The sequence below is a fragment of the Lacinutrix sp. MedPE-SW genome, from assembly GCF_001874145.1.
In the GTDB taxonomy this organism is placed as follows: Bacteria; Bacteroidota; Bacteroidia; order Flavobacteriales; family Flavobacteriaceae; genus Lacinutrix.
Genome location: NZ_MPCX01000004.1, coordinates 216,309 through 230,775, shown reverse-complemented (window position 1 = coordinate 230,775; position 14,467 = coordinate 216,309). Strand labels below are relative to the sequence as shown.

Sequence of the window (14,467 nt, the reverse complement as noted above, 5' to 3'; positions counted from 1 at the left end):
TACACCAGTAACATTCCCAATCACAGATAATGATTCAGATCCAAGTGCAGGCGGAAGTATAGATGTAACAAGTGTAGATTTAGATCCATCAACACCAGGTGATCAAGATACCTTTACCGTACCAGGAGAAGGAACTTATACAGATAATGGCGATGGAACAGTGACATTCACACCAGAGCCAGGCTTTACAGGTGATGCAACACCAATAGATTACACAGTTAATGATAATGACGGTAATCCATCAAATGTAGGTACTATAAGTGTTAATGTTCAAGCAAATCCAATCGCTATAGACGACGAAAGTTTGAATAATACTGTGAATACAGCGGTAACAATAAATGTTACTGTAGATAATGGTAATGGAACTGATGTTGATCCTGATGGTACAGTTGAACCAACAACAGTTAGTATAACTACACCAGGTGCAACAGATGAAACTGGAGATGGCTACAATGATACTTTAATTGTTTCAGGTGAAGGGACATGGGTGTCAGATGGAAATGGTAACATTACGTTTACACCAGAGCCAGGTTTTACAGGAGACCCAACACCAATTACCTATACTATAGAAGATAATGATGGTAATGAATCTAATGTTGCTACAGTTACAATTACATATTCGGCTAATCCAATAGCAGAAGATGATATTAGTACGGATAATCCTATTGGTTCTCCTGTTACTATTATTGTTACAGCTGATAATGGAAATGGTGCAGATAGTGATTTAGATGGAATAGTTGACCCTAGCACAGTTTCAATAACAACACCAGGAGCAACAGATACAAATGGAGACGGCCAAAACGATACATTAGTCGTAATAGGAGAAGGAACTTGGACAGTTGATGAAAGTGGAAACCTAACATTTACTCCAGAACCTAGTTTCGTTGGAAACCCAACACCAATTACTTATACTATTCAAGATAATGAAGGAAATATTTCAAATGAAGCAACTGTAACAATAACTTACGGAGATGTTGATTCAGATGGAGATGGAGTTTTAGATAGTGTTGAAGTTCTTAACGGTACAGACCCATTAGATCCTTGTGATTATAATACTGAGGATATTACAGAAGTTCAATCAGAACCTTTCTTATCGACAGATTGTGATGGTGATGGTGTAACAAATGAAGATGAATTGTTAGATGGAACAAATCCTCTTGAGAATTGTGATTTTGTAACTACAAGTGTAACTTTACCTCAATCATTAGAATTTTTCAATGGAGACTGTGATAATGATAATGTTCCAAACGGTATAGAATTCCCATTAGGAGATACCGATGGAGACGGTACACCAAACTGGTTAGATACTGATGATGATAACGATGGTGTAGATACTATAAATGAAGACTATGCAGATGTAGATTTAGAAGACGGAGAAGTAGATCCAACAGGAAATGGAGACCCAACTGATAATGATACAGATGGTGACGGTACACCTGATTACTTAGATGTTGATGATGATGGAGATGGAATTTTGACTACAAATGAAAGTCCAGATCCAAACAATGATGGTATAGGGTTTGGTGGAGATGCTGTAGATAGTGATGGTGATGGACTTCCAGATTATTTAGATATAAATAACGCATCTCCATCAGAAGATGATTTAGAAGTATTTAACGCAGTAACACCAAATGGAGATGGAGATAATGATGTATTTATAATTAGAAATATAGAGTTATATCCAAATAATACACTAGAAATCTATAACAGATGGGGAGTTATTGTGTATTCTACAGATGGTTATGGTCAAAATGGAAACTATTTTAAAGGTGAATCTAACGGTAGAGTTACAATTCGAGAAGAAAAACAGTTACCAGTAGGAACATATTTCTATGTACTTAAATACAATAATGGTACAGAAGACAAATCAAGAGCTGGTTACCTTTATATTCAACGTTAATTAAATAAATAAAGGAGGTAGAAAGATTCTGCCTCCAAAATAAATTATACCTTTTATAATGAAAAATAGAATATTAATTTTAGTAATTCTTATCAGTTCTATCTTTGCTTTAGAAAGTACTGCTCAACAGGACGCTCAATACACTCAGTACATGTATAATACAATGAGTGTAAATCCTGCCTATGCTGGATCAAGAGATGTTATAAGTATCGCAGGACTATACAGAACACAATGGGTCGGTTTAGATGGAGCGCCAGATACTCAAACTTTCAATATTCATTCTCCTATTGGAGATAGTAAAAAAGTTGGATTAGGCTTATCAATTGTAAACGATAATATCGGGCCAACACACGAAACGTATTTTGATATTGATTTTTCTTATACAGTTAACACTTCAGAAGAAGGAAGACTTTCTTTTGGAGTAAAAGGTGGCGGTCATTTATTAGATGTTGCGTATTCTGAATTAAATCAATATAGTTCAGATCCATTATTACAATCAGATATAAAAAACAGATTTTCACCTAACGTTGGAGCCGGAATTTACTATCGTAAAGGAGATAGATGGTATGTTGGTTTATCTGCTCCAAATTTATTAGAAACAACCCATTTTGAAGAATCTTCTCTTTCTGAAGCAAAAGAAAAAATAAATTTGTATTTAATAGGTGGTTATGTATTTGATATAAATCAAGATTTAAAATTAAAACCAGCAGTTTTATTTAAAGGTGTTCAAGGTTCACCATTGCAAGCAGATTTAACTTTAAATGCGCTTTTAAAAGAAAAACTCACATTAGGTTTAGCCTATAGATGGAGCGCAGCATTTAGTGCATTAGTTGGTTATCAATTAACCGATAAGCTAATGTTAGGTGTAGCATATGATAGAGAAACAACAGAATTAGGTAATACCCAATTTGAACAAGGTTCTTATGAAGTGTTTTTAAGATTCGAAATTTTCCAAAACCAAAAAATATTATCACCAAGATTCTTCTAATTTTAGAAACAACTAATTATGAAAAATAGAATTTATATAGTATTAGCCATATTAGCTTTAACCTTTAATATATCTTTTTCACAAGAAGATGGTAAAGTTAATGCTAGTGTAGATAAAGAATATAATAATTTAAAATATAAAGAAGCCATTAGAGAGCTTTCTAAACTTGTTGAAGACGGAAACAACAGTCCAGAAGTTTTAAGTAAGCTAGCAAACGCATATTATTTTAATGTTGAAATGGAAGAAGCTGCAAAATGGTATGGTGAGTTACTAGCTCAAGATTCTGTTGTAGATTTCGAATATTATTATAGATATGCAATGGCATTAAAAGCTACTGGTAAATATGAAGAAGCTAATAAATATTTAAAAAAGTTTTCTGTATTAAAACCTGAAGATTCACGTTCTAAAAAGTTTATGGAGTCACCAGATTATCTTACTACAATCGATAAACTTTCTGGAAATTTTACAATAGAAAATTTAGACTTTAATTCTCGTTTTTCAGACTTTGGAACCTCTTTCTACAAAGATGGAATTGTCTTTGCTTCATCAAGAGGTGATGGAAGACTTTATAAATGGAACGAGCAACCGTTTTTAGATTTATTTTATGTAGAAAATGATACTGCAGCTCCTCAGAGACTTTCAGAAAAAATAAATACAAAATTTCATGAATCATCAACATCATTTACTAATGATGGAAAAACAATTTATTTTACACGTAATAACTATATTAACGGTAAAAAGAGAAAAAGTAGTGATAGAGTAGTAGGTCTTAAAATTTATAAAGCTACACTAAATGATGCTGGAGAATGGGTAGATGTTGTTTCTATGCCTTTTAATAATGACGATTATAATGTAGCACACCCAGCTTTAAGTTTAGATAACACTAAGCTTTATTTCGCATCAGATATGCCAGGCACTAAAGGAAAATCAGATTTATTTGTGGTAGATATTTTAGAAAATGGAGAATATGGAGAACCTACAAATCTTGGAGATGAAATAAATACAGAAGGAAGAGAAAACTTTCCATACATTAGTAATAACGGTACTTTATATTTCTCATCAGATGGTCACCCAGGTTTAGGAGGATTAGATGTATTTTATGCAAATTTAGAAGGGTCTAAAAAATCGGTTACAAATATTGGAAAACCAATAAATAGTTCAAGAGATGATTTTGAATTTATAATAGATGAATTTACAAATTTAGGTTATCTAACTTCAAATAGATATAATGGTAAAGGAGATGATGATATTTATAAATTCGAAAGACAAGTTTGTAATCAATTAATTGCAGGTACAGTAGTAGATAAAAATACAAACCAAGTAATACCTGATGCAACAGTAATAGTTTATAATTCTAAAAATAAAGAAGTTTACCGTTTTAATTCAGATCAAAATGGAGCATTTAGTTATAATTCAGATTGTAAAAAAGGAACATATAGAGCAGTAGCAAGTAAAGAAGGTTATAACACAGAAGAATTAACTTACTCAATTGATCCTGAAATTGAGTTAGACCTAGCATTAAAACTAAATTTAACACCTGAGAAACAGGCAGCAGAAGTAGGTACAGATTTATTTGTTTTACTAAATTTAAATCCTATTTATTTCGATTTCGATAAGTCATACATTCGTCCAGATGCCCAAGTAGAACTTCAAAAAGTTATAAACTACCTAAAAGAGTATCCATCTGTAAGTATTGATGTACAATCACATACAGATTCAAGAGGTCGTGACGCATATAATGAGTCATTATCACAAAGAAGAAACACGTCAACAAAAAATTGGATAATTGAAAAAGGAGGAATATCCTCTAGCAGGATATCAGGTAGAGGTTATGGTGAATCTCAATTAGTAAACCGATGTTCTAATGGTGTTAAATGTTCTGAAGAAGAACACCAACAAAATAGAAGAAGTATGTTTATAGTTACAAAAAACTAAAACTATTTCAATACAAAAAAAAGCGTTCTATTCTTTAGAACGCTTTTTTCATTTAGTATCATTACTAAAATAAACTTAAAACATAATATTTGTATACTCTATTTTGTAAATTTGTTAACCTCAAGAAATAAAATGGTAGAAGAAAAAGTAATTTTAGTAAACGAAAAAGACGAACAAATAGGTTTAATGCCTAAAATGGAAGCACACGAGAAAGCTTTGTTACATCGCGCATTTTCAGTTTTTGTTTTTAATGATGATAATGAATTAATGCTACAACAAAGAGCGTTAGATAAGTATCATTCACCAGGATTATGGACCAATACATGTTGCAGTCACCAAAGAGAAGGAGAAAGCAATTTAGATGCAGGAAAACGACGTTTACAAGAAGAAATGGGCTTTGAAACAGAGCTTGAAGAAAAAACCTCTTTTATATACAAAGCACCTTTTGATAATGGTTTAACAGAACATGAGCTAGATCACATTATGGTAGGAACATATAACAAAGAACCTAACATAAATAAAAGTGAAGTAGCAGCCTGGAAATGGATGCCATTAGAAGCTGTGAAAACAGATATTGCACAGCAACCAGAAATATACACAGCATGGTTTAAAATTATATTTGATAAATTTTATACATTCATAAACACATCAAATGAAAGTAACGGTAAGTAGACGAGCACATTTTAACGCAGCACATAGGTTGTATAGAAAGGATTGGAGCGAGACTAAAAATAACGCTGTTTTTGGTAAATGCAATAATCCCAATTACCATGGGCACAATTATGAGTTAATAGCGAGTGTTACCGGCAACATAGACCAAGAAACAGGTTATGTTATGGATATGAAAGTATTAAAGCAGATTATTAAAACTGAAATTGAAGATGCTTTCGACCATAAAAATCTAAATTTAGATGTGCCTGAATTTAAAACACTAAATCCCACAGCCGAAAATATTGTTGTAATAATATATAATAAGATTAAAGCTAAATTAGAATCCCATCTAGACCTTGAAATAACACTTTACGAAACACCTCGTAATTTTGTAACGTATTCTGGTTAATAATAAATAAACAACACCTATATTTTTTTACCAATTTTTAGCTTATTTAAAAGCATTTTATTGAAAATATATATTACAGTATATCTATAATTAAAATACTTAAAAAAAAGCTCTACAATTACAAGTTAATGTTTAATTTTGCCGTTAAATAAATAATTATATTATGGCAAATAAAAGAGACCTAAAAAAAGACATTAATTATGTTTTAGGAGACATTATTGAAGCAGTTTATGTGTGGGAATATACTAACCCAACAAAAGAAACTAAAGAAAGCGAAGCAATTATTGATGATGCAATTGAGACTTTTGACGTTTTAATAGCAAAAGTAAACGCAAAAGATGTAGAAAATAAAAAAGCACACTTTAAGTCAATTAACACAGAATTAGAGACTAAGGGTCGCGAACTTATAGAAAGAATAAATAAACTGTAAAAAGTTTAAAAAAAAGTTTGCAAATATAAATTACAAATTTATATTTGCACTCGCTTCGCCGATGTAGCTCAGCTGGCTAGAGCAGCTGATTTGTAATCAGCAGGTCGTGGGTTCGAGTCCCTCCATCGGCTCTTAATAAACCTTAATTACTTTTGTAATTAAGGTTTTTTTGATTTTATATACTTTCTTATAGTATTTTGAGCAATAAAAAAGCCTGAGTTTTAAATTAAACTCAGGCCTTTTATTTTATATAAATCTTGTTTATTGTTGTTCTTCAGCTTTAATATCGTTTATAAAATTTTGTAATTTTTTTCCGTAAAGTGAAGCTTTTATTTTTGGAGTAAGAGAATTATTAATAGTATCTAATAACTTAATATTTGCATTATATAATTCACTTAGCGCTAAATAAGGAGCAACTTCACTGTCTTTTATAGTAATCGCGTAATTAGCAGTATACAAATATTTTCTTTTTTCTAAATTTTTAGATTCTTTTTGCGCTTTGGCAACTGCTATTGTATCATTGTTTTGCATTGCCTCTAAATTCTCTTTTATCAAATCTAAATACCTATTATTAAACTTTGTCAACATGTTACGGTAATCGTTTAATTTGTCTTGTTGTTCACTTCCATTTATAGTGGCGTCGTAAACAAAGTTTTTTAAAGTTGTATTAATCTCAGTTACACCTTTAGCTGCAAAAAATGAAATTTGGCTCTCATCGTTATCATTTTTATCTAATTCAAGGTAAAATACTTCAGGTTCTTCTATATTACTTTCTAATTTAAAGTTTGAATCTCCATTTACAATTAAAGAATCTACAGTTACTAAAGTAGAATCATTTGCTTTTTTTAAGTAAATAGTTCCTTTTTTTAAACCTTTAATTTGACCTTTTACAGTTAATTTAGAACTGTCATCACTTCCGCAAGAGAAAATAAGTGAAAGACACAGTATTGCTATTAGTTTTTGCATGAATTTTATTTAAAAAGTTAAGTGCGCAAATATGCTATAAAAAATAATTAAATACTAACCAGCAGCGGCTAATTCCATTAAAATTGTACAACCAATTGCAGCAACGGTTCCAACAGCATAACCAAATACGGCAAGTAAAACACCTACAGTTGCTAAGGATGGATGAAAAGCAGAAGCTACAATTGGAGCAGAAGCAGCACCACCAACATTAGCTTGACTACCAACTGCTAAAAAGAAATATGGAGCTTTAATTATTTTGGCTACAAATATTAATAACACTGCATGAATAGTCATCCATACAATACCTACGGCAATTAGACCAACATTGTCAAATATTAGTGTTAAATCCATTTTCATACCAATACTAGCAACTAATATATAAATAAACACACTTCCAAATTTACTTGCTCCAGCACCTTCGTAAGTTTTGGCTTTTGTAAAAGATAGTAGAATGGCTATTAATGTTGAAATACTTATCATCCAAAAGAATTTTGAACCTAAGAATGTAAATATATTTTTTGTAGTTGGAGATTGTATTCCTGCAACAACATTTTCGAAAAATGGTGCTAAAAATTCAGCTAAAAAATGAGCGATACTAACAGTGCCAAATGCAATTGCACCAAGAATCATCATATCTGTAACAGATGGATTTCTCTTTACTTTTTCAGAAAAAGTAGAAACTTTCACTTTTAGCTCTTCAATAGAAGAAGTATCGGCCTTTAGCCATTTGTTTATTTTATCTCGTTTACCAATACCAATTAATAATATTGCCATCCATACATTGGCTACAACAATATCTACAAATACCATACCTCCATAAAGTTTTTGGTTATATCCGTAAATTTCTAACATTGCAGTTTGGTTAGCGCCACCACCAATCCAACTTCCTGCAAGTGTAGATAGTCCGCGCCATACAGCATCTGGTCCAGCACCACCAACGGTTTCTGGAGAAATAATAGATATTAATAAAATAGCTATTGGCCCACCAATTACAATACCTATAGTACCTGTAAAAAACATAATAAGTGCTTTCCAACCTAAATTAAATACGGCTTTTAAATCTATACTTAAAGTCATTAAAACTAATGCTGCTGGTAATAAATAACGACTTGAAACGAAATAAAGATTAGATTTTTCTGTTACAATTTCACCACTTGCTTTTACCGTTTCCCATTCTGGAGCTATTAACCCAAATGTTGTAAATATTGCAGGAATCATATAAGCTAAAAATAGGCCAGGAACAATTTTATAGAATTTTGGCCAGAATCCTTTTTCAATAGATTCTGTATAAAAGATAAAGCCTAAGGCTAGCATTAATAATCCAAATACAATAGTATCGTTTGTAAATAAAGGTGTATTATCCATAGTTGTTAGTTTAAGTTTTTGCAAAATACAGAATTAAAAGTTGTATAAAAAAAACAAGTAAATAAAGTTTGGCACACTAATTGAAATATACTAATCGTGAATAACTACAGCGACTTTTTTAGAGTGTGGTTACTTTAAATTACGAGTGGTTATTTATCATATTTTTGGTTGGTTAGTATGAAAAAGCATTCCGTCTTGGAATGCTTTTTCTATTTATTAATTTATGATAATACTTTCTTAATATTCAGTTAATTAATAATGACAAAAAAAAGTTTGGCACACATATTGTTTTATATTTAGTGTAATTAAAAACAATGACTATTTTAGAGTGTGGTTACTTTAAATTACGAGTTTTAATTACATATTTTTGGTTGGTTAGTATGAAAAAGCATTCCGTATTGGAATGCTTTTTCTATTTAGGTATTTACTGCTTTTTTTATTTTATAAACTTTACTATACTATCTATTAATTGTGGTGATAAAGTTCTTGCAGTTTCATTATAAGATTTAGAGTTTTCTAAATCGCCACCAGTTATTGGCACCATAACATGGTTCATGTTTTCAATAATTTTTAGGGTAGATGTTCTAGCAGCATCATTTAATAATTTGGCTTCGGCTTCACTTACTTGTAAATCTTTAGTGCCATTAATTATTAAAATTGGCATTTCCAGTTTTTTAATTTCTTCTTGAGGCTTATAACTCATCCAATTTGCTATAAATGGTTGTACATCTAAATTAAATATACTTGCTAGAGCAGGTGGAAAATTAGTTGTTGTTTTGCCTTCTGCTAAAACACCAAAAATACGTTTAGTATCTTCTGTAAACATTGGTGCTGTTTTTTCTATTTGCTCTAAAATAACTTGATCTATTGCCTGGCCTGCACCAGCGATAGAAATTAAACCGTCGGCTCTATTTTTTGCAGCAATAATACCTACTAGGCTTCCTTGGCTATGTCCTGCAACGTATATATTTTTAAAGGCATAATTTGTTTTAAAATAATCTATTACAGCTTTAGCATCTGTAACAAAATCATCAAACATAATATTTTTATCAACTTTGTTTTTTCTAATTTGTTTTACAATACGTTTATCATATCTAAAAGTTGCAATGTTATTGTTTGTTAAGCCAATTGCTAATTTTTTTAAAGCATTACTTTTTAAAAAGTTTTGATTTCCATCTCTATCTGTTGGTCCAGAGCCAGCAATAATAATTACCAAACTAGCTTTAGTATTATCTTTTGGAGTTAAAAGCGTACCATCTATTAATGTGTTAATCGCTATTTCTTTACTAGAGTAATTAATTTCTTGTGCTAAAAGAAAATTACCAAAAAGTAATAATAAAATAAGATGTAATGATTTCATAGTTTAATATTTTAAATAAGTAAAACTTAAATTATAATGGCTAATTTACATTTAAATATTAAACATTTTTCTATTTTTTTTATTTTAAAAAAGATGTATTTCGTCGATAATTACCAATATTTTGTCTGTAAATGTTAAAATTATGTGTATTTCGTCGAAAATAGAAGCTCTTAATCGTTTAAAAATTAAAATCTGTTATACATTAGCAGAGTACTAAAATCACATACTTTAGTTCAATGGATTAATTAATTAATATTTGCACCGCTTTAGTTGATATAGTAACCCTAAATCTAACCTAAAAAATATATTGCAAATAATAGAAAACCGAAGTTGAGGGACTTCGGTTTTTTTTGTTTTAATGTTTTATTATTCTAAATGTAAGATTAATTCTAGGTGCAACTTTCTTTTTTGTTTTAGGAATTTGGTGTAACCAGAAATGTTGCGTTTTACCTTGCATAAGTAGTAAACTACCATTTTCTAATACTAACTTAGATTTAAGCGTTTTTTTAAACCTATGTTTTAAATTAAATTGGCGTACACCTCCAAAACTTATTGATGCTATTATTGGGTTTTCACCTAACTCTTTCTCATTATCTGCATGCCAACCATTACTATCGTTTCCATCTCTGTAATAGTTAGCTAAACATGTAGTAAAACTAGTATTAGTTATATTTTCTACTTTTAATTTTATGTCTAATAGAGCCTTAGAAAAAGGTTTGGGATGCATTGTTATATTAGAGTAACTATAGGAATTGCTATTTTCTGCAAATAAAGCAGTTAATCTAGGTTGTAAGTGTGTTTTACCAAAAATTTTGATAGTGTCTTGCTGCCAATGTGTCTCTTTTAGTAAGGTATTAAAGAGTATTGAAGATTCATTAGCATTAAAAATATTAGGAAAATAACTTATATCTGCATCTGGAAGATTTAGTTTTATTGCTTCGGAAGGAAATAACATGATTTAAAAATTAAGATACCAATACGCCCAATACATTAAAAAGAATTGTAATGGAAGTCTTAAAATTAAAATCCATTTAGGTATTCCGGCTGAAGCTTTTTCACTAGAAAGCATATAAAAATGTACTAGTAAAAAGACTGTTAACATTAAAATTATTCCATAAATTGAAATATTCTTTAAGGCAGGAATACACAAACCAATACCTAAAATAATTTCAGCAACGCCACTAAGTTTAACCATTAGGTCATGATTAGGGATATATAACGGCATGATGCGTTTATACATTTTTGGTTTTATAAAATGCATGATACCAGCAAAAATATACATTGCAGCCATTAAGTAAAGGTGCCAAGGAAAACTCATAGTCAATAATTTTTCTCTAAATTAGCGTATAATTTTTGTTTTATGAGAGCTTTATTTTCCTTTTTACTAACAATATATTCATTATCTGTTTTTGCACAACTCCCAAAAGGTTTTGTGTATGTAAAAGATGTTGTACCAACAATACATACAGAGTTGCGCTATTGTAGTGATAATAACTTTGTTGGAGAAGTTATTGATGGTTATATAGAAAATAAAGCCATATTAACTTCTCAAGCAGCTGCGGCATTAAAAAAGGTACAAGAGCAATTAGCAAAGCAAAATCTATCTATAAAAATTTACGATTCTTATAGGCCGCAACGCGCAGTAAATCATTTTGTACGTTGGGCAAAAGTAGAAAGCGATACTTTAATGAAACAACAATTTTACCCAAATGTAGAAAAGAAAAACTTATTTAAATCTGGTTATATAGCTTCAAAATCAAGACATAGTAGCGGTAGTACATTAGATATTACAATTGTAAATATTGAAAATGGAGAAGAATTAGATATGGGATCGCCATACGATTTTTTTGGGAGTGCTTCATGGATAGAAAATAATAATCTAAATAAAGTACAGGCTAAAAACCGAGAACTACTACAAAAAGTAATGCTAGATAATGGTTTTAGAAACTACGCTAAAGAGTGGTGGCATTTTACACTACGAGGAGAACCTTACCGTAATCAATATTTTGATTTTTTAGTAGAGTAGTAGGTGTAATAATTACTATTATTTAAAATCGCGTTGTCTTTTTGCTTCAAAAATTAAAATACCTGCAGCAACAGAAACATTCATAGAATCTATTGCACCTTGCATTGGTATTTTTATATTTTGTTTTGCAGCGTTTCGCCAGTCATTACTTAAACCTGTAGCTTCTGTACCAACTATAATTGCTGTTGGTGTTGTAAAATCTTGCTTGTGGTATTCTTGTGATTCTTGTAAAATAGCAGCATATATATTTATGCCTTTAGAGTTTAAAAAGTTAATGATAGCCTCGGTACTTCCAGTTGCAATTTGATTGGTAAATAAACAGCCTACACTAGAGCGTATAATGTTAGGATTGTATAAATCTGTTTTAGGGTTCGCAATAATTACAGCATCTATATTTGCAGCATCTGCAGTTCGTAAAATGGCGCCAATATTTCCTGGTTTTTCGGGAGCTTCAGCAACTAAAATTAATGGGTTTTTGGTGTTAAAGCTTAAATTTTCAAAATTGTTTTCTTTAGTTTTCGATATTGCTATAATACCTTCAGTGGTTTCTCTATATGCAATTTTAGTATAAACATCTTTACTTATCTCTATAATTTCAGCATTTAAATTACCTAGAGATTCTAAAGTATTTACATCGCAAAGTTCTGGATAGAATAAAATGGTCTTTAAATTATAATTCCCTTTTAGAGCTAATGTAATTTCACGAAGTCCTTCAACTATAAATAATCCTGTTTTTTTTCGTTCTCTAGATTTGTCTTTTAATAAAACAATTTGCTTAACTAAAGTATTTTGGGTGCTATTTATTTGTTTGTAAACCATTAATTTAAAACTATTAATTCTATATTTAGAGAATAGACAAATTTACGCTAAAAAGATTATTACAAAATAATTTGTAATATTTTTTAACGTAACCAAATCTATATTTTTACATCTATAGTATATAATAAGTAGGAGATTTTATTTTATGGTTGTTGTAATTATTAATCAATAACCAACCAACGCCTTTAATAGTTTGTAATGGTGATATATAAGCAGGTATTGCTGTGATTGATTTAACGGTTAAAGATTCGGAAATTTTAGGAGATCAAGATCCAGTAGATTTTAATGTTTCATATTACTTGTCACAAATGGATGAAATGTTGGTCAAAATATAATAGCAATATTCTAATTTTAATACTCCTGTAATTACCAACACTTTTGTAACAGAGTTTGTAGAGTTTCAGCTATCTGTGAATACATTCGAAACACAAAACTTTTCATTATATCCAAATCCTGCAAAAGATGAAGTTATAATAAAAAGTAATATCGCTTTACGCGGAAACACTTCTGTAACAATAATTGATGTTCAAGGAAAAATAGTTAATTCAAAAATATTAAACGTAAACAGTTTAGAAACCCAACTAAACATTTCTAATTTAGAATCAGGATTGTATTTTATAAAACTGAAAAATGGTAAAACTGAAACTATAAAAAAACTAATAGTAAAATAAATTATAGTTAAATATTAATTAAAAAGCTTCAGTAAAAACTGAAGCTTTTTTTGTAAAGAGTACTTTCGTTGTTCGACAAACCTAAAAACAAATAAAAATGATAAAAAATAGTATTATAACACTAATGTTACTGCTTATAGTATCAGCTTGTAAAAACAATACAGAACAAGTAGACTCTAAAACAACTAAAGCAATAGAGACGCCAGAAACCGTAGAAGTAAAAACAGCTAATTATCCCGAAAATCTTGTGAAAGTATTTAATGCTCATGGAGGTATAAATAAATGGAAAACCATGAAGTCTTTAGAGTATACTCAAGAAAAAACTAATGGAAGCGAAGTAACACTTACAAACCTGTATACTCGAGAAGCATTAATAGAGGCGCCAAACTATACTATAGGTTTCGATGGTGAACAACCATGGCTATTAAATAAAACAGAAGAAGATTATAAAGGCTATGACCCTAAATATGGCTATAACTTAATGTTTTATTTTTATACAATGCCATTTATACTGTCAGATGATGGTATTAATTATGCTAACGCAGCGCCTTTAGAATTTGAAGGCAAAACGTATCCAGGAATACAAGTAACTTATAACGCAGGAGTTGGTGTAACACCAGAAGACCGTTACGTGCTATATTACAATCCAGAAACTTATATTATGGAATGGTTAGGTTACACCGTAAACTTTGTACCAGGAATAGATAAAAAAGAATTACATTTTAGAAAGTATGGAGATTGGCAAGAAGTTAATGGATTATTATTACCAAACACCATTACAGGTTATGGTTTTAAAAATGATAAACCAACAGTAGCAAAAGTACCTAACACATTTACAAATGTAAAAATTACAACAACGGCAGTAGATAAAAACAAATTTACTAAACCAGAGAAGGCAGAATTTGTAGAGTAGTACTTAAAAAAATAAACAAACTAAAAGAGATTAA

At 30.2% G+C, this 14,467-nt stretch carries 15 protein-coding genes and 1 tRNA gene; 10 read left to right on the top strand and 6 right to left on the bottom strand.

What is annotated here, in order from left to right; translation table 11 throughout:
* The 7 genes from BM549_RS06090 to BM549_RS06060 form a co-directional block, all read left to right on the top strand.
* A partial coding sequence (locus BM549_RS06090; RefSeq protein ID WP_290469453.1) for a gliding motility-associated C-terminal domain-containing protein occupies positions 1 to 1,900 on the top strand: 1,900 nt, incomplete at its 5' end.
* 58 nt (positions 1,901 to 1,958) lie between these two features.
* Entirely contained in the window at positions 1,959 to 2,888 is a 930-nt protein-coding gene (locus BM549_RS06085; protein ID WP_290469452.1) for a type IX secretion system membrane protein PorP/SprF, read from the top strand.
* A gap of 18 nt (positions 2,889 to 2,906) precedes the next feature.
* Positions 2,907 to 4,823 (top strand): OmpA family protein, encoded by a 1,917-nt coding sequence (locus tag BM549_RS06080; RefSeq protein WP_290469451.1) that lies wholly within the window; start codon positions 2,907 to 2,909, stop codon positions 4,821 to 4,823.
* Between the two features lie 132 nt (positions 4,824 to 4,955).
* Positions 4,956 to 5,495: an isopentenyl-diphosphate Delta-isomerase gene (gene idi / locus BM549_RS06075; RefSeq protein WP_290469450.1), complete on the top strand. Its 540-nt coding sequence runs from the start codon at positions 4,956 to 4,958 to the stop codon at positions 5,493 to 5,495.
* Positions 5,476 to 5,883 carry a 6-carboxytetrahydropterin synthase gene (locus tag BM549_RS06070; RefSeq protein WP_290469449.1) on the top strand — a complete coding sequence of 136 codons (408 nt, stop codon included), beginning with the start codon at positions 5,476 to 5,478 and terminating at the stop codon, positions 5,881 to 5,883. The genes idi and BM549_RS06070 overlap by 20 nt, the downstream gene beginning before the upstream one ends.
* A 163-nt stretch (positions 5,884 to 6,046) precedes the next feature.
* The gene (locus BM549_RS06065) at positions 6,047 to 6,313 is read left to right on the top strand and encodes a hypothetical protein (RefSeq protein ID WP_290469448.1); all 267 of its coding nucleotides are present in this window, start codon (positions 6,047 to 6,049) and stop codon (positions 6,311 to 6,313) included.
* A gap of 57 nt (positions 6,314 to 6,370) precedes the next feature.
* Positions 6,371 to 6,444: transfer RNA gene (locus tag BM549_RS06060), tRNA-Thr, on the top strand.
* Between the two features lie 130 nt (positions 6,445 to 6,574).
* Here BM549_RS06060 and BM549_RS06055 read toward each other — a convergent pair.
* The 5 genes from BM549_RS06055 to BM549_RS06035 form a co-directional block, all read right to left on the bottom strand.
* Positions 6,575 to 7,279: a DUF4369 domain-containing protein gene (locus BM549_RS06055; protein WP_290469447.1), complete on the bottom strand. Its 705-nt coding sequence runs from the start codon at positions 7,277 to 7,279 to the stop codon at positions 6,575 to 6,577.
* A 54-nt stretch (positions 7,280 to 7,333) separates the two neighbouring features.
* Positions 7,334 to 8,644: a DUF819 family protein gene (locus BM549_RS06050; protein ID WP_290469446.1), complete on the bottom strand. Its 1,311-nt coding sequence runs from the start codon at positions 8,642 to 8,644 to the stop codon at positions 7,334 to 7,336.
* A 436-nt stretch (positions 8,645 to 9,080) separates the two neighbouring features.
* A complete protein-coding gene (locus BM549_RS06045; protein WP_290469445.1) occupies positions 9,081 to 10,004 on the bottom strand; it encodes an alpha/beta hydrolase in 924 nt (307 codons plus the stop codon).
* A gap of 355 nt (positions 10,005 to 10,359) precedes the next feature.
* Positions 10,360 to 10,959, bottom strand: a complete 600-nt coding sequence (locus BM549_RS06040) for an alpha-ketoglutarate-dependent dioxygenase AlkB (RefSeq protein ID WP_290469444.1) — start codon at positions 10,957 to 10,959, stop codon at positions 10,360 to 10,362.
* Between the two features lie 3 nt (positions 10,960 to 10,962).
* Positions 10,963 to 11,322 carry a MauE/DoxX family redox-associated membrane protein gene (locus BM549_RS06035; protein ID WP_290469443.1) on the bottom strand — a complete coding sequence of 120 codons (360 nt, stop codon included), beginning with the start codon at positions 11,320 to 11,322 and terminating at the stop codon, positions 10,963 to 10,965.
* 42 nt (positions 11,323 to 11,364) lie between these two features.
* Between BM549_RS06035 and BM549_RS06030 the strand changes: the two genes are divergently transcribed.
* Positions 11,365 to 12,030: a M15 family metallopeptidase gene (locus tag BM549_RS06030; RefSeq protein WP_290469442.1), complete on the top strand. Its 666-nt coding sequence runs from the start codon at positions 11,365 to 11,367 to the stop codon at positions 12,028 to 12,030.
* An 18-nt stretch (positions 12,031 to 12,048) separates the two neighbouring features.
* Here the strand turns inward: BM549_RS06030 and BM549_RS06025 are convergent, their stop codons facing one another.
* Positions 12,049 to 12,849 carry an RNA methyltransferase gene (locus BM549_RS06025; protein WP_290469441.1) on the bottom strand — a complete coding sequence of 267 codons (801 nt, stop codon included), beginning with the start codon at positions 12,847 to 12,849 and terminating at the stop codon, positions 12,049 to 12,051.
* 410 nt (positions 12,850 to 13,259) lie between these two features.
* Here BM549_RS06025 and BM549_RS06020 point away from each other — a divergent pair, with 410 nt between their 5' ends.
* Together BM549_RS06020 and BM549_RS06015 are read left to right on the top strand one after the other, a co-directional pair.
* Complete coding sequence (locus BM549_RS06020; RefSeq protein WP_290469440.1) at positions 13,260 to 13,520, top strand: T9SS type A sorting domain-containing protein; 261 nt, start codon at positions 13,260 to 13,262, stop codon at positions 13,518 to 13,520.
* Between the two features lie 97 nt (positions 13,521 to 13,617).
* Complete coding sequence (locus BM549_RS06015; RefSeq protein ID WP_290469439.1) at positions 13,618 to 14,433, top strand: DUF6503 family protein; 816 nt, start codon at positions 13,618 to 13,620, stop codon at positions 14,431 to 14,433.
* Positions 14,434 to 14,467 lie beyond the last annotated feature (34 nt).